This window comes from Roseiconus lacunae, assembly GCF_008312935.1.
Taxonomy (GTDB): Bacteria; Planctomycetota; Planctomycetia; order Pirellulales; family Pirellulaceae; genus Stieleria; species Stieleria lacunae.
Genome location: NZ_VSZO01000053.1, coordinates 568,149 through 581,882 on the forward strand (window position 1 = coordinate 568,149; position 13,734 = coordinate 581,882).

A 13,734-nucleotide genomic window follows, 5' to 3' on the forward strand; every position below is an offset into this window, starting at 1 on the left:
TTGGGCTTAGGTAGGGCGGGCAGACATTTCCTTTTCCCCGCAGTCGGACCAATCCGGGGAGAAGAAGCAAACCTGTCAAATGCGACGTTTCGATTAACAGGGGCTGGTTGCAATCGATTGCCTCAGGTGGGGAGGTGGTCTCGTAATCCCTGTCCTTTCGTTAGCCGAGCGATCCAATAGGCATGCCGTGTGCCACTACTGGGAGAATTTGTATGTCGGCACCGGTCCCCGACAAAACGCGACGGCAAATTACGGCCGTTCGAGGCCACCAGACGAGGCCAGCAGATTTTGAAAACGTTTTTCGTGCCGTGGTGATGAAGCCCGAATACGTGCAAAATGTTGCAGGTTCGGTGCAAGGCTATGCAGACCTCTCCTCAGACGCTCCGCCAAGAGTCATCCATTAATGGACGAACCTTTCCAAATTTTGATCGTCGACGACGAACCCAATATCCGATCCGGATTGGCCAAGGGGCTTCGCAACTATGCCGACCGCGTGGATACAGCGGGAACGGTGAACGAAGCATTGGATTGCTTTGACGCAGGAAATTACCAGTTGGTGATCGCCGACATACGCCTTCCCGGTGATCGGGACGGACTGGAGTTGGTCTCACTAGTGAAACAACGGAAGCCGGCAACGACGGCGATCGTGATCACCGCACACGGAACGGTTGATACCGCTGTCGAAGCCCTGCGCCGAGGAGCGTTTGACTTCATCACGAAGCCGGTCGACCTGAATCTAATTCGGCAACAAGTCGCGCGGGCCGTCGAGCATCACAGGCTCCAAGACGAAAATCATCAGCTTAAAGAGCGATTGGCCGAGGCTGGTGAAATGACGGGGATCATTGGCAACAGTCGAACCTTTAAAGAGCTACTTGCCCAGATTCGCCAAGTCGCTGACACCGACGCGACCGTTCTGATTCAGGGGGAAAGCGGTAGCGGAAAGGAGTTGATCGCGCGGGCGCTGCACGACCTCAGCCAGCGGTCGCAAGGACCGTTCCTAGCAGTCAATCTTGGGGCGCTCCCCGAATCGCTACTCGAGAGTGAACTTTTTGGGCACGAAAAAGGGGCGTTTACCGGGGCGTCGCGACAGAAACCAGGCTGTTTCGAACAGTCCGCTGGTGGGACATTGTTCCTTGACGAAATTACCGAGATTCCGGCCAAGAGCCAAGTTGACTTGCTGCGGGTACTGGAACTGGGGCAGTACGCCCGTATTGGGGGGGAGGCGATGCTGCAGTCGGACGCAAGGATTGTGTCGGCGACCAACCGGGACATTCGCCAGATGGTGGACGAAGGGACGTTTCGCGAGGATTTGTTCTATCGGCTGAATATCGTTCCAATCTTTGTCCCTCCGCTGCGTGAGCGACGAGAAGACATTCCTTTGCTGGCCGACCACTTCCTGCAGCAGTTTTGCAATCGTCATCGACGCCCGGCAAAATCGATCACGTCGGCGGCAATGAAACTGTTGACTATTTCTAGCTGGCCTGGCAACGTACGCCAACTTCGCAACGTGATTGAACGATTGGTCGTGACAATTCCTAGCGATGAAATCACAGAATCGGAATTGCCTCCGGAACTGAACACTGTCCCTAAGGCGACAGTGACGCGTAACCGGACATTAGCTGAAGTCACCGAATCGGCGGAACGGGAGGCGATCGAACAGGCCTTGCTGTCCAATGACTTTCATCGTGAGCAGACGGCAAAGGCGTTGGGCGTCAGCGTGCGAACGCTACACTACAAAATGAATCGTTATGGGCTGCATTGATCCAGTGACAAACCATCGCAAAGATAGCGACTGTCCATAAAAAATCGCTTGAATAGTAGACCGAATACGTGCTGACAAGTCTGAACAATCCTAACGTAAAACGACTGGTTCGATACCGCGACAATCGTACCCGTCGTAAAGCAAAACGTGTGATCGTCGATGGATGGCGTGAGACAACCCAAGCATTCGATGCAGGCTTGAAACTACACGGAATCTACACCAACGATAACCAGTTGCCGGAGTGTTTTCGGAATCTTGGTCGCGAGCAAGTGATCATGGTCAATGATGCCGTGATGGAGAAGATCGCGTATGGGCAATCGGCTCGTGGGGTCGTGGCTGAATTTGAAAGTCCGAAATGGGGACTCGAACAACTCACGTTGCCCGATGACGGAATCGTGTTGGTGTTGGACCAGTTCGAGAAACCAGGCAACGTCGGCGCCGCCTTTCGCTGCGCCGACGCCGCCGGCGTAGACGCGGTGCTGCTTTGCGACTCATTGGCCGATCGGTTTAATCCGAACGCGATCCGCAGCAGTTTGGGGGCAGTCTTTCAAGTTCCCTCGGCAACCGTTTCCGAAATCGAAGCACGTGAGTTTCTGAAAAGACAAAACTTCAAGTTGTTTGCCGCTCGTGTGGAATCGTCCTGCGAACTTTGGAGTGCAAACCTCAGAGGCCCCGTCGCTTTCATCATCGGCAACGAAGCAAAGGGCTTAGACGCGCGATGGCGGTCGAGTGGTCGCTCCCCGGTCAACGGAATACGAATACCAATGCACGGCGCGATCGATAGTCTCAATGCATCTGTTTCCGCATCACTGCTGATCTATGAAGCCAGACGTCAAAGAGCGTCAGTGAGTTAACCGAGTACGCAGGCAGAAATCGGTACCCTAACCACATCAACCGCACCCACCCCCTCGGGGACAGAGCACTCTTCGGGGACAGAGCACTCAGGTTCCTGGGGAGGTTCCTGGGGACAGAGCACCTGGCCCCCTTCGGTATCATTGGGGACAGAGCAATCAGGTCCGCTTTCGATGATGATGCGAACGGGGACATAGCATTGCAAACGGGGACATAGCATGATCACATTTCAGAAATCTACCCTGCAATGCCATTCAGCGACTTGTTTGCGTTCACAATCATTTTGCGCACACATGCAATCGTGTCCGCGATCTAGTAGTCTGCGGAACCGCGGTGGGCGAGGCAGTCTCGTGACCGTACGATCTTTGCAGCCCCTCCGGTGTAAGACGATGCGCGCGATACTTTTAGGCAAACGTTATCCGCCCACCAACGTTAATCTCTGACCTACGCCAGATCGATGTGTTGGAGATCAAACGCTTTGGGCATTGGATTAGAATCGGCTATGCGGCGGCTGAAACCAATTGCCTTGCTTCGTTGGTGATACGAAAGCGACGGCCGGTAAGCCTGCTGCGGCAAGATTCGAGCGTTTCGATCCGCGCCGCCACATGAGTGAATACCTCGGCAAAACCGTCAACCAGCGTTTTCCACGCGTGCTGGCTCAGTCCAGTCTGTTTCAGTGCCACGGGGGGGCGGACAGTCGTTGCTTTCTGATCGGCTGACGTTTGCTCAACTGTCCACTCTAGAAGCTCGATGTACTGAGAAAGTGTGAGTGGCAAGAAACCTTTGTCGCTGAGTCGATGTGGAGAATCGCTTTCGCAGATGCCGAGGTCATCTTGCCGCTCGTCAATTGTCAACTTGGAAAGAAACTTATCACGGCGTTGTGAACGTTCGCGTTTTTGATTTTCATCTCTGCTTGTGTCCATCGCTTGCGATACGACCGTCGATGATCCGAATTCCGATTCGATACGAGCGTGGATTGACGAAAACTCGCTCTCCTCGATCGTCTCGGCTAATCCTGCACGAACTTGATTCAAATCGACATAGGCTGCGCAAGCGAGTAGCGATTCTTCGTCTTCGATTCGGATTGCACGAAACCGGTCCTGCCAGAACTTTCCAGACTCCTCGTCTTCGCGGTTGGCTCGCTGAGCAATACGTTGATTGAGGAGTCGCATCCACCAACTCGGGTCAGAAAGCCGGCATCGAATTTCGGCAAGCCTTTCGGGATCGTTGCGAATCGCATTCAACTCGGCATCGGTTGGTTCGGCAGGTTCGCCATTGGTCATCCGTGCTGGGCAAATCATCAACCAGCGGCGAGCGATTTCGCTATCGCCCCAATCGGCAACGAGTTCTGGCTGCGTGCGAAGGATCAAATGATAGTGATTGGAAAGAATGCTGTAGCAGAGTAGCTCGATCCCAAAGTGAGCGGCGAATCGTTCGAGCAGCACTTCGATCCATTGCTTTCGATGATCAAAATTCTGACCAGTGAATGGATCATCGCCCATCAAAAAACAGCGGCGAACCGTGCGATTGATCACGTGGACGATCGTGGGTTCGCTAGGGTCGATGATCTCTAGTCGAGAGAGACGTGCCATCTGAACGGACCTCCTATCAAAGGAAACCACACACCAACGTTTCTGATGGCGATTTAGACAGCCGTCACTCCATAACAACCGATGGAAATCAATTACGTTTGATTGAAGCGTTCACGGTAAACCTCGTCAACACGAACGTTTGTGCACCGCAGCGACTCGGATCATCTCTGCTATGTCCCTGGATAGTTCCTCTGCTATGTCCCTGGATAGTTCCTCTGCTATGTCCCTGGATAGTTCCTTTTGCGGTTTGAGCTTGCCATCGTCACAGAACCGCAGCAGTGTTTCCTTCCGTTGATGTGCTCTGTCCCCAAGTGTGCTCTGTCCCCAAGTGTGCTCTGTCCCCAAGTGTGCTCTGTCCCCAAGTGTGCTCTGTCCCCAAGTGTGCTCTGTCCCCAAGTGTGCTCTGTCCCCAAGTGTGCTGTTTTTCAAACGTGGTCATGGGCTAGCGATTACATTCGCTGTCGGGGGGAACGCATGCATGGTGGCGTCCCGTGGGCGGGAACTGTTGATGTACCGAAAATCTCGGCAAGGTCCGCTACCCGGAACTCGACTCTTGTCAGGTGCAGGGGCCGGGCCGTTACGCGAATGGATGTCCGATATTCACCAAAAATTGGCGTGTCGGCCGGATCTGTTATCACCGACGACTTCGGTGTCGACCTGAAAGCGGATTCTGATGGTTCATCGCTGCGGAGACGACAATTTTGGTTAGAATGGGCAGCAGTTTATTGGCCCTCCAATCATCCTCCCTCCTTTATCACCACAACTCGATGAAAGCATTCAGAAGGATTTCTCGGCGTCTGATCGGCGCAGCCACCGTGTTGGCCGCGTGTTGCGTGCCGGCGATGGCAGATGCGGCTGACCTAAAACTACAAAAAGGCGACCACATCTGTTTGGTAGGCAACGCCCTCGGCGAGCGGATGCAAGTGCAAAATGAGTGGGAGTCCCTACTCCACACGCGATATCCGCAACACCAACTGGTCGTTCGCAATCTCTGTTTTCCCGCAGACGAAATCAAGCTGCGGATTCGATCTAAAAACTTCGGAAGCCCCACCGAGCATCTGACGCACAGTGAAGCGTCGGTTGTGATGTACTTCCTTGGGTACAACGAATCCTTCGCGGGGGTAAAAGGTGTTGCCAAGTTTAAGACTGATTTAAAAAAATTGGTCGCCGAAACATTGGCGTCCGACTATGGCAAAGGCCGACCGCAAGTGGTGTTGGTGTCGCCGATTGCATTCGAGGGATCGGATGACCCGAATCTCTCCGATGGCGTTGAACAAAACAAGAATCTGCGGCTCTACACGCAGGCAATGTCTGATGTCGCCGACGACACAGGTGTCGTTTTTGTCGACTTGTACCAACCGACCAAGGATCTGTTCGAAAAGAGTGATACGCGTCTGACGATCAACCAGTTTCACCTCAACGACGAAGGCTACGAGAAGCTGGCGCCGATCCTTGATCAGGCGCTCTTCGGAGGTGAATTAACGACGCCGGTTTCTGCCGACTTGAAGTCTGAAATCGATGACAAAAATTTTCATTGGTTCCATCGCTATCGGGCCGTGAATGGTTTTTCAATCTACGGCGATCGTGGTCTGGCCGGAAGTGATGGAACGTACAACAACCGCATGGTCATGAATCGCGAACTGGCGATCTTGGATCAGATGACCGCGACCCGCGACGCTCGGATCTGGGCAGTCGCAGCGGGGAAGTCTGTTTCTGACACGATCGATGATTCCAACACACTGCCATTTATCAACCCAAAAACGAACGTCGGTATCCCGAACGATCGAAATGCCAAGGCGGGAAAACTGGGAACGCTCGACTACCTACCTGCCGAAGAGCAACTCAAACTGTTCGATCTTGCCGAAGGTTTTGAAATCCAATTGATCGCGAGTGAAGAACAGTTTCCCGAACTTTCCAACCCTGTCGCGTTGAATTTTGATAGTCGAGGTCGGCTTTGGGTTGCGACGATGAAGTCCTATCCTCATTGGCAGCCGAAGTCGCCCATGGATGACAAGTTGTTGATTTTCGAAGATACCGATGGTGATCACGACGCGGATGTCTGCAAAGTGTTCGCCGACAACTTGCACCAACCAACCGGCTTCGAACTCGGGCACGGCGGCGCTTACGTGTCTCGGCAGCCTGACATTTGGTTCATGAAAGATACCGACGGCGATGACAAAGCGGACGTCACCGTTCGCCAGATCGTCGGGATGGACTCGGCGGATTCACACCACGGAATCGCCGCTTTCGAATGGGGCCCCGGAGGCAACCTTTATTTCGAAGAAGGCACCTTCAAGTTCTCCGCCGTCGAAACGCCGTTCGGACCACGCCGCTGCGGCGAAGCCGGGATTTGGAAATACAACCATCGCACCAAGCGGATGGACGTTCACTGCACGTTTGCTTTCGCGAATCCATGGGGTTATTGCTACGACCGATGGGGACAAGACTTTATCGGTGATGCCTCACCGGGGTTCGCATATTGGGCTGCTCCGATTACCGGACATCTAGAGTATCCCAATAAACACCCCGGCGGTACGCAGCATCGACGCGTGGCTGAATTGGGAGGCGGCGACCCGAAGTATCGGCACCCAACGTTTTACCCCAAACGAATTCGTCCGCTAGCCGGATGTGCGATCGTTTCGAGCCGTCACTTTCCCGAGTCCTGGCAAGGTAATTTCTTGGTCACCAATGTGATCGGCGAACGCGCCATCTTGAACCATTCGATTTCGGATGCGGAAGGAAGCAGCGGGTTTGTCGGCAAAGAACAAGAGGCGTTGCTTTCATGCCGCGACGGGAACTTCCGTCCGGTCGACTTACAATTTGCGCCTGACGGATCGCTCTACATCGTCGATTGGCACAATGCGCTGATCGGTCACTTACAGCACAATCTACGTGAGCCCAACCGTGATCATTCACACGGTCGTATCTGGCGAGTGACCTATAAGGGTCGCCCGTTGTTGGAGCCGGCCAAAATTGATGGGCAACCGATCGACGCGTTGCTCGAATTGCTCAAGAGTCCCGAAGATCGCACCCGCTATCGTGTTCGCCGTGAACTTGCCGCCCGTGAGACGGAGGACGTCATCGCCGGTTTGGAAACATGGGTGAAAGGACTCGATGCTTCTGATCCAGAAGTTGAGCATCATCAGATGGAAGCATTGTGGATGTACCAAACGCATAATCGAGTGAACAAACCGCTGCTGGATCAATTGTCGGCTTCGGAAAACTACCGCGCCCGGGCTGCTTGCGTGCGTCTGGTCTCGCACATGATTGAATCGATCGACGACCCTAACGAACGGATCGCGAAGGCAGTCAATGACGATCATCCTACGGTGCGATTGGAGGGCGTCCGAGCGGCCAGTTTTCTCGAAGGCGAAGAGGCGATCGAGATCGTTCTCGGCGTCTTGGAACACGAAATGGATGACTACTTGCAATACACGCTCGATGAAACCATGCGAGCATTAGAAGGCGAGTAACTATCACTGAAACGTAATTGCGTTCTGCCTGACCATGCTAATGACGAGTTCTTCCGGCACTTTGGTGTCGGGGGAACTCATGTCGCTTCAAAACAGAGTTTTGTTGACACAATAGAGTTAGCGACGGTTGAACCGCGCCTACGTCGGGCTAGTGCCCGACGATTGATAAGGCAACCCAGAGATTTGGTCGAGATGAAACGCCAGTGCAATGTTCGCGTTGCTTTGACAGACCAGACAATACTTGGGAATGGCTAGTTCATACTCTCGCTTTCAAGCGGGACGGACACAGGCTAACAATTTGCGTTGGTGCCCGCGGACGGGATGACACTGGATATCAGATTTGATGTCATCTTGCCCCGTCAACGTGTGAGACCCGTCAGGGACGACTTTCCCGAGTGTTCGGCTCGGCCTTTCCGGAAGTCGAGTAAACCGGTACGTATTTTTTAGCGTAACTCGCCAAGATGTTCGGTGGATGCAATTATCGTGTCGCCGAACGCCTTGGCGGTTTCCGCCAAGTCCGCCATCACGCTTTTAAGTTTGACGAATGCATTCTGTTAATTCTTGCAGTGCAGTCATTGGCAATTGAATCCCACCACCATCGTTTGACCATCTTCTCGAAAATGCGAAATCGCCTTTGTTTTTCCCGTGTCCTGTTGATCGTTGGATTTTGTTCGACTGTCGGTCGGGCATCACTGGCTGCAGACACTGAACCCCCAAAGATCTTTCTGGACAAATCACCTCGCATTGTCGCGTACCAACTTGGGCGTCTTGATGACGAACACTTGCTGATGGTACCGCGGTCAACGGATGATCCAAAATATATTCCCGTCTATGAAGCGATTGTAGCACGACCGGCGATGGCGGCCGGAATTCGCGACGAAGCGTTCGAAGCATTGGCGAAGTTGCGAGAGCGATCTGTCGCCGCCGAATTGGTCGCGACGATAGGGAGATTAAAAGTCGATGACGCCGAAGCAAAACGCTTGCAGACTGTTCTGGCAAAGAAACTGATCGCTCAACCGGCGAACGAACTCGCCAAGGAAATTGAAGGTCTTCGAGAACTGGCCGATGGCGACGCGCGCGAGTCTTCGGTGGCGATGGCGGCTCTTCTTGCCGCGGGGAAAAGTGATCTCGTAAATGAGCTAAGTTCCGCCGGTAGCGAATCGATGATCGCTCGCCTTCGCGCGATCGAATTGCTACCCAGCGATGCGATGAAGCGGCGGCAACGGTCGATGGTGGAGAACGAACTCAAATCAGCCAACGAGGATGTTCAGGCGGCCGCGATTGACGCCCTTTCGAAGCTACCGGGACCGACCTCAGAGACATTCGCAGCGCTGCTTCGGTTCGTTGATCATACGACGCTGCGAACCGACGCATGCCGAGGACTATTGCGTCTTCCCAAAGCTGTCTATGACCCGGCGACTGCCGAAACTGCTGCGCGATCCTTGGTTACGTTTGCCGAAAAAACCGATGCGGCTGATCGTACAAGTGTCGAGTTCATTGATTCGATGCGCGCAGTCGATCGCCTGCTTTCGATCGTTGAACCCGACACGGCAAAGTCACTGCGAAGGCGCCTACGCGAAGTTGCCGTGCGTGTCGTCAAAATTGGTACCGTCGAAGAAGAAATGCGTTACGACGTTCCCTATTTCGCAGTCGAAGCGGGACGTCCTGTTCAGATTCTGTTGGAGAATCATGACTTGATGCCGCATAACTTGGTGGTGACTCAGCCGGGGGCACTGAAAAGTGTTGCAATGGCAGGGCTTTCAGCCGGACCCGAAGGAACCAATGGACTGCCGTACGTGCCGGATTCCCCCAACGTCGTTGCCGCCAGTGCAATGATCGCCCCGGACGCGACAACTCGCATCACGCTGACCGCGCCAGAACAACCGGGTGAGTATCCCTACGTATGCACATTTCCCCAGCACTGGTACCGCATGTACGGTGTCATGGTCGTAGTTAAGGACCTTGACGCCTGGAACCAAAACCCGATCGAGCCAGCAAATCCGCTCGGCAGCAATCGATCCTTCGTTCAAGCCTGGACAATGGACGACTTTGCCGGTGCGTTCGACAGCGATCTTGCCGGCCGTTCGACGATGATCGGCGAGAAAATCTTCAACGAGGCCTCCTGCGTCGGCTGCCACAAGGTCAACGACCAAGGTGGCGTCGTCGGTCCGGATCTAACGGACGTTTACACGCGTTGGAAATCAGACCACCAAGCGGTTTTGCGCGAGATTCTTGAACCGTCGCACAAGATCGACAGTAAGTACGCGATGCAAACTGTGCTAACTGTCGAAGGAAAAACCTACTCCGGAATCGTGATCGATGAGAACGACGATATTTTGACGTTGGTCAGCAATCCCGAAGACAAAGAGCCGATCGTAATCTCGCAAGAAGACATCGAACTGACCAAGCGAAGTGCGACGTCAATGATGCCGAAAGCATTGATGGATCAGTACACCAAGGAAGAGATCCTAGAACTGATGGCGTACCTCAAAGAAGCCGCCGAAAAGAAAGCGGCTGGCAACGAGTGAGTGCATGAAGCCAGGCGATGGCGGGCGTGGCTAGTTGTTGCTTGTTTAAGGTGAATGCAACTCACCACGCTCACAAGAGCGTGGTGTTGTCAATCATTGCGGCGACTTACTTTGTCGTCGAGAACTTGAAGATCGTCGTCGTTTCGTATTCGTCGCCTGGTTTGAGGGTTGTCGACGGAAAGTTAGGTTGATTGGGACTGTCCGGATAATGCTGCGTTTCCAAACAGAATCCGCCGCGATAGACATACTCCTTTCCAGACTTGCCAATCAATCTTCCATCGAGGAAATTGCCACAATAGAACTGGATCCCCGGTTCGGTGGTGCTGACTTCCATCACGCGTCCACTTTTGGGCTCAACGACACGCGCGGCCAGTGTTAGCTCGCCCGTTTGTCCGCCTTTATCTAGGACCCAGTTGTGGTCGTAACCACCGCCGAAACGAAGTTGTTCGTTGTCGGAGTTGATATCACGTCCGATCGCTTTGGCGGTCGTGAAATCAAAGGGGGTGCCTTGGACTGCCGGTGTCTTTCCGGTGGGGATCAAGGTTTCGTCGACAGGCGTGAAACGATTCGCATTGATCATCAGTTGATGATCCAAAATGTCGCCCTCGCCTTCCCCGGCAAGGTTAAAGTACGTGTGCTGGGTCAGATTCACCGGAGTTGCTTTGTCCGTCGTCGCGAAGTACTCCACCTTGATTTCGTTTTCGTCGGTCAATGTGTACGTGACCGAGCAACTGAGGTTACCCGGATAGCCTTCTTCTCCGTCTTTGGCGAGGTAGCTCAGCTTGACTGCATTTTTGCTTTCTTCGACTTGGATATCCCAGATGACCTTGTCGAAACCGATGATCCCACCGTGCAAGCTGTTCGGCGGATTATTGATCGGCAAGCTGTACTCTTCGCCGTCGATGGTGAATTTTCCTTTCGCGATCCGGTTGCCGTATCGTCCGACGACGGCCCCAAAATACGGTTTGTCGACGGCATTGGTGTAGGATCGAATGTCGTCGTAGCCGAGAGCGACGTCAGCAAGTTTGCCGTCTTTATCCGGGACGACAATGGACATGATGATCGCACCGTAATTGGTGACCTTGATCGACATGCCGTGCTCGTTGGTCAGCGAAACGATTTGGATGTCGCTTGCGGTTTTGACTTCGGCGGCAGTCGCCGCTTGAGTGCTCGCGTGGATAGCCAGCGCTCCAGCCGTCAGGGCGGCGATCGCAAGTGGGATTCTGAAGGAAAGCATTTGGGGGAGGCCTAAGAGGAGTGAATCAAGAAGGAATATCAACGCGTATTATATTAGGCAGACACGTTCGGCTGGAGGATTACTTTCATCGCTCCCTTTTCACCGTCATAAAGACGTTTGAACCACTGTGGTCCTTCGTCGAGCGTCGCTTTCGCGGTGATCAAAGGCTCGACCTTGATCGCACCTGAGTTCATCAATTCGATGCAGGCGGGATACTCGCCGCAGGAAGCACAGGTTCCGAGCACATTGAGTTCCCGGGTGACAATCGCTTGCAGCGGCATCTCGACTCGCGGGGCTAAGTTACCGACCAAGGTTACCGAGCCGCCTTTGCGGACTGATTCGACCGCGGTGTTGATCGTCGCGCTTGCGCCCACGACTTCCAGGGCAACGTCGGCACCACGGCCACCGGTCAATTTCTTGACTTCCTCGACGACATCGACCTCCTTTGCATTCAGGCCAACGTCGGCCCCCAAAGCCAATGCGGCATCTAAGCGATCTTGATCCAAATCGACTGCGATGACTTTTGCACATCCTGCTAGACGGATCGCTTGGATCGTTAACAATCCAATCATGCCACTGCCAACGACGACGGCGGTATCTCCCAGCACGACCGGAGTTCGATTGGCGGCATGGACGGCGACCGAGACCGCTTCGATCAATGCGGCGTGCTCAAACGGCATTTCGTCTGGTAAGCGGTAGCAGATGTGTTGTGGAACGGCGACCTTTTCGGCAAATGCTCCGTGTCGACGATACTCACCACAGGAGACGCCCAATACCATGCGGTTATCACAGAGGTTGATCTCACCTCGGCGGCAATGAAAACACTCCCCACAGGAAACGGTGGAGTCAAATGTGACATGATCGCCGACTTGAAAGTCGGTGACGTCACTGCCGACTTCCGTCACGACGCCCGCCGCTTCGTGTCCCATCACCAATGGTGGGATACGGCGTCCACTGCTGCCGTCATAGCCGTGGATGTCGCTGCCACAAATTCCGCAAGCACGGACTTGAACCAGCAAATCCTTGGGGCCCACCGTCGGATCCTCGACTTCGGTAACCTCAAGGTTCTTATATTCCGTCAGCAGCATCGCCTTCATGCGTCATTCATCCCGGTTTTCGAGTGCGAATTGGAGGGGGATTGGGTGAAAATATCCGCCGATAGCGTAGCCGATCGGGCGTCGGACGCAATGAGTTCTATCGCTGACGGCCTTCAAGCGTTACCCAAATAGAATCGCAATCACGACCGAAGTCGTGATCAGCGTTGCCCCGCCCAGTCGGGTGGCCATCGTACGCCGCGTCAAATCGGCCTCGCTGCCCCCGAACAGAATTGCCGTCACCCAGGCCAGTAAGACGCCCCAAATGCCGCGCATCGAGTACACCACATTGACACGTGCCGCATCGCCGAACGCCGATAACGCAAAAACAATGCAAATCGCCTGCATCGCGATGAGCATGCCGCCAAAGAACAGTGACCGACGGACCTGGGGATCGGCAAATAACGGACGCTGGATCCCTTTGAAGAACACGATCGTGTAAAGGCCAACGAACCAGAACATGATCGGCAAAAAACGCCCAGTGTCCCAATGTTCGGAAGAGCAGAATGTTTGGACCAGGACGTCGAAAATAGAAAACGAAAGGCTGGCCGCGAACGCACTCAGGATCGTGTACCAAAGTCGTGAACGTTTTCCTGATCCGGTCCATTGAACTAAGGCAATGCCAACCGTCGCTAGAATTGCGGCACCCCAAATTGTCAGCGGCAGTGTCTGGCCACCAATCACGGTGAGCAGCACGGCGACCAGTAAGACCTTGATCCCGAACAATGGCGCCGCGATCGACACGTCCCCGTAGTTGATCGCCGAAAACGTTCCAATCTGTCCCAAGATATAAAACACCGCGACAAGCGCCGGTTGCCAGATCAGGCCGGGCGTGACGACCAAGTCACTGGTGAACCAAAAGAACGAAAAGAGCACTGCGCCCCAGTAGTTCGCGACGATCGAAACCGTCCACGGATTTGCCCCCGCTAGTGTTGCTCGTTTCAGAAACAGCAAGCCACCGACAAACAGCAAACTGGCCAACAGTGGGAAAATTAAATGAAAGGAGTCGGCCAGCACGATGGATCGATGACGCTTGGAAAGGGGGGCGAACGGACGATCGAATTGTCACAGTGCGGCTAGTGCTCCGTTACCATCCGATATTCGGGTTAGCCGAATGGCGTCCACCACGGTGCTGATGCGATCATCGCCGTTAACTCTGCCAGCGCGATCAATCGCACCCAAGATGCCGTTCGGAA

9 protein-coding genes are annotated in these 13,734 nt (G+C 54.1%); 4 read left to right on the plus strand and 5 right to left on the minus strand.

Annotated features, from left to right (window positions below):
• Positions 1 to 403 precede the first annotated feature (403 nt).
• Together FYC48_RS25065 and FYC48_RS25070 are read left to right on the plus strand one after the other, a co-directional pair.
• Complete coding sequence (locus tag FYC48_RS25065) at positions 404 to 1,762, plus strand: sigma-54-dependent transcriptional regulator (RefSeq protein ID WP_149499521.1); 1,359 nt, start codon at positions 404 to 406, stop codon at positions 1,760 to 1,762.
• A 68-nt stretch (positions 1,763 to 1,830) separates the two neighbouring features.
• Positions 1,831 to 2,616 (plus strand): TrmH family RNA methyltransferase, encoded by a 786-nt coding sequence (locus FYC48_RS25070; RefSeq protein ID WP_149499522.1) that lies wholly within the window; start codon positions 1,831 to 1,833, stop codon positions 2,614 to 2,616.
• Here the strand turns inward: FYC48_RS25070 and FYC48_RS25075 are convergent.
• Both FYC48_RS25075 and FYC48_RS25080 read right to left on the minus strand, forming a co-directional pair.
• Positions 2,613 to 2,834, minus strand: coding sequence for a hypothetical protein (locus tag FYC48_RS25075; protein WP_149499523.1), 222 nt, complete (start codon positions 2,832 to 2,834; stop codon positions 2,613 to 2,615). The two genes, FYC48_RS25070 and FYC48_RS25075, sit on opposite strands and share 4 nt — an antisense overlap.
• A gap of 280 nt (positions 2,835 to 3,114) precedes the next feature.
• Positions 3,115 to 4,206 (minus strand): transposase, encoded by a 1,092-nt coding sequence (locus FYC48_RS25080; protein WP_149499524.1) that lies wholly within the window; start codon positions 4,204 to 4,206, stop codon positions 3,115 to 3,117.
• Between the two features lie 767 nt (positions 4,207 to 4,973).
• On the opposite strand from FYC48_RS25080, the gene FYC48_RS25085 reads away from it, so the two are divergent.
• Together FYC48_RS25085 and FYC48_RS25090 are read left to right on the plus strand one after the other, a co-directional pair.
• Complete coding sequence (locus FYC48_RS25085) at positions 4,974 to 7,679, plus strand: PVC-type heme-binding CxxCH protein (RefSeq protein ID WP_200836695.1); 2,706 nt, start codon at positions 4,974 to 4,976, stop codon at positions 7,677 to 7,679.
• 620 nt (positions 7,680 to 8,299) lie between these two features.
• Positions 8,300 to 10,207, plus strand: a complete 1,908-nt coding sequence (locus FYC48_RS25090) for a c-type cytochrome (protein ID WP_160149761.1) — start codon at positions 8,300 to 8,302, stop codon at positions 10,205 to 10,207.
• 106 nt (positions 10,208 to 10,313) lie between these two features.
• Here FYC48_RS25090 and FYC48_RS25095 read toward each other — a convergent pair whose 3' ends face one another.
• The 3 genes from FYC48_RS25095 to FYC48_RS25105 all read right to left on the minus strand — a co-directional run bounded on the left by FYC48_RS25095 (position 10,314) and on the right by FYC48_RS25105 (position 13,555).
• Entirely contained in the window at positions 10,314 to 11,444 is a 1,131-nt protein-coding gene (locus FYC48_RS25095) for an aldose epimerase family protein (RefSeq protein WP_149499526.1), read from the minus strand.
• 53 nt (positions 11,445 to 11,497) lie between these two features.
• Positions 11,498 to 12,541 carry a galactitol-1-phosphate 5-dehydrogenase gene (locus FYC48_RS25100; RefSeq protein WP_149499527.1) on the minus strand — a complete coding sequence of 348 codons (1,044 nt, stop codon included), beginning with the start codon at positions 12,539 to 12,541 and terminating at the stop codon, positions 11,498 to 11,500.
• 120 nt (positions 12,542 to 12,661) lie between these two features.
• Complete coding sequence (locus FYC48_RS25105; RefSeq protein ID WP_149499528.1) at positions 12,662 to 13,555, minus strand: EamA family transporter; 894 nt, start codon at positions 13,553 to 13,555, stop codon at positions 12,662 to 12,664.
• Positions 13,556 to 13,734: the final 179 nt, after the last annotated feature.

Coding starts and splice junctions, on each gene's coding strand:
- FYC48_RS25065 (WP_149499521.1), top strand. CDS start 404: ATGGACGAACCTTTCCAAATTTTGATCGTCGACGACGAACCCAATATC.
- FYC48_RS25075 (WP_149499523.1), bottom strand. CDS start 2,834: ATGCTATGTCCCCGTTTGCAATGCTATGTCCCCGTTCGCATCATCATC.
- FYC48_RS25080 (WP_149499524.1), bottom strand. CDS start 4,206: ATGGCACGTCTCTCTCGACTAGAGATCATCGACCCTAGCGAACCCACG.
- FYC48_RS25085 (WP_200836695.1), top strand. CDS start 4,974: ATGAAAGCATTCAGAAGGATTTCTCGGCGTCTGATCGGCGCAGCCACC.
- FYC48_RS25090 (WP_160149761.1), top strand. CDS start 8,300: ATGCGAAATCGCCTTTGTTTTTCCCGTGTCCTGTTGATCGTTGGATTT.
- FYC48_RS25095 (WP_149499526.1), bottom strand. CDS start 11,444: ATGCTTTCCTTCAGAATCCCACTTGCGATCGCCGCCCTGACGGCTGGA.
- FYC48_RS25100 (WP_149499527.1), bottom strand. CDS start 12,541: ATGAAGGCGATGCTGCTGACGGAATATAAGAACCTTGAGGTTACCGAA.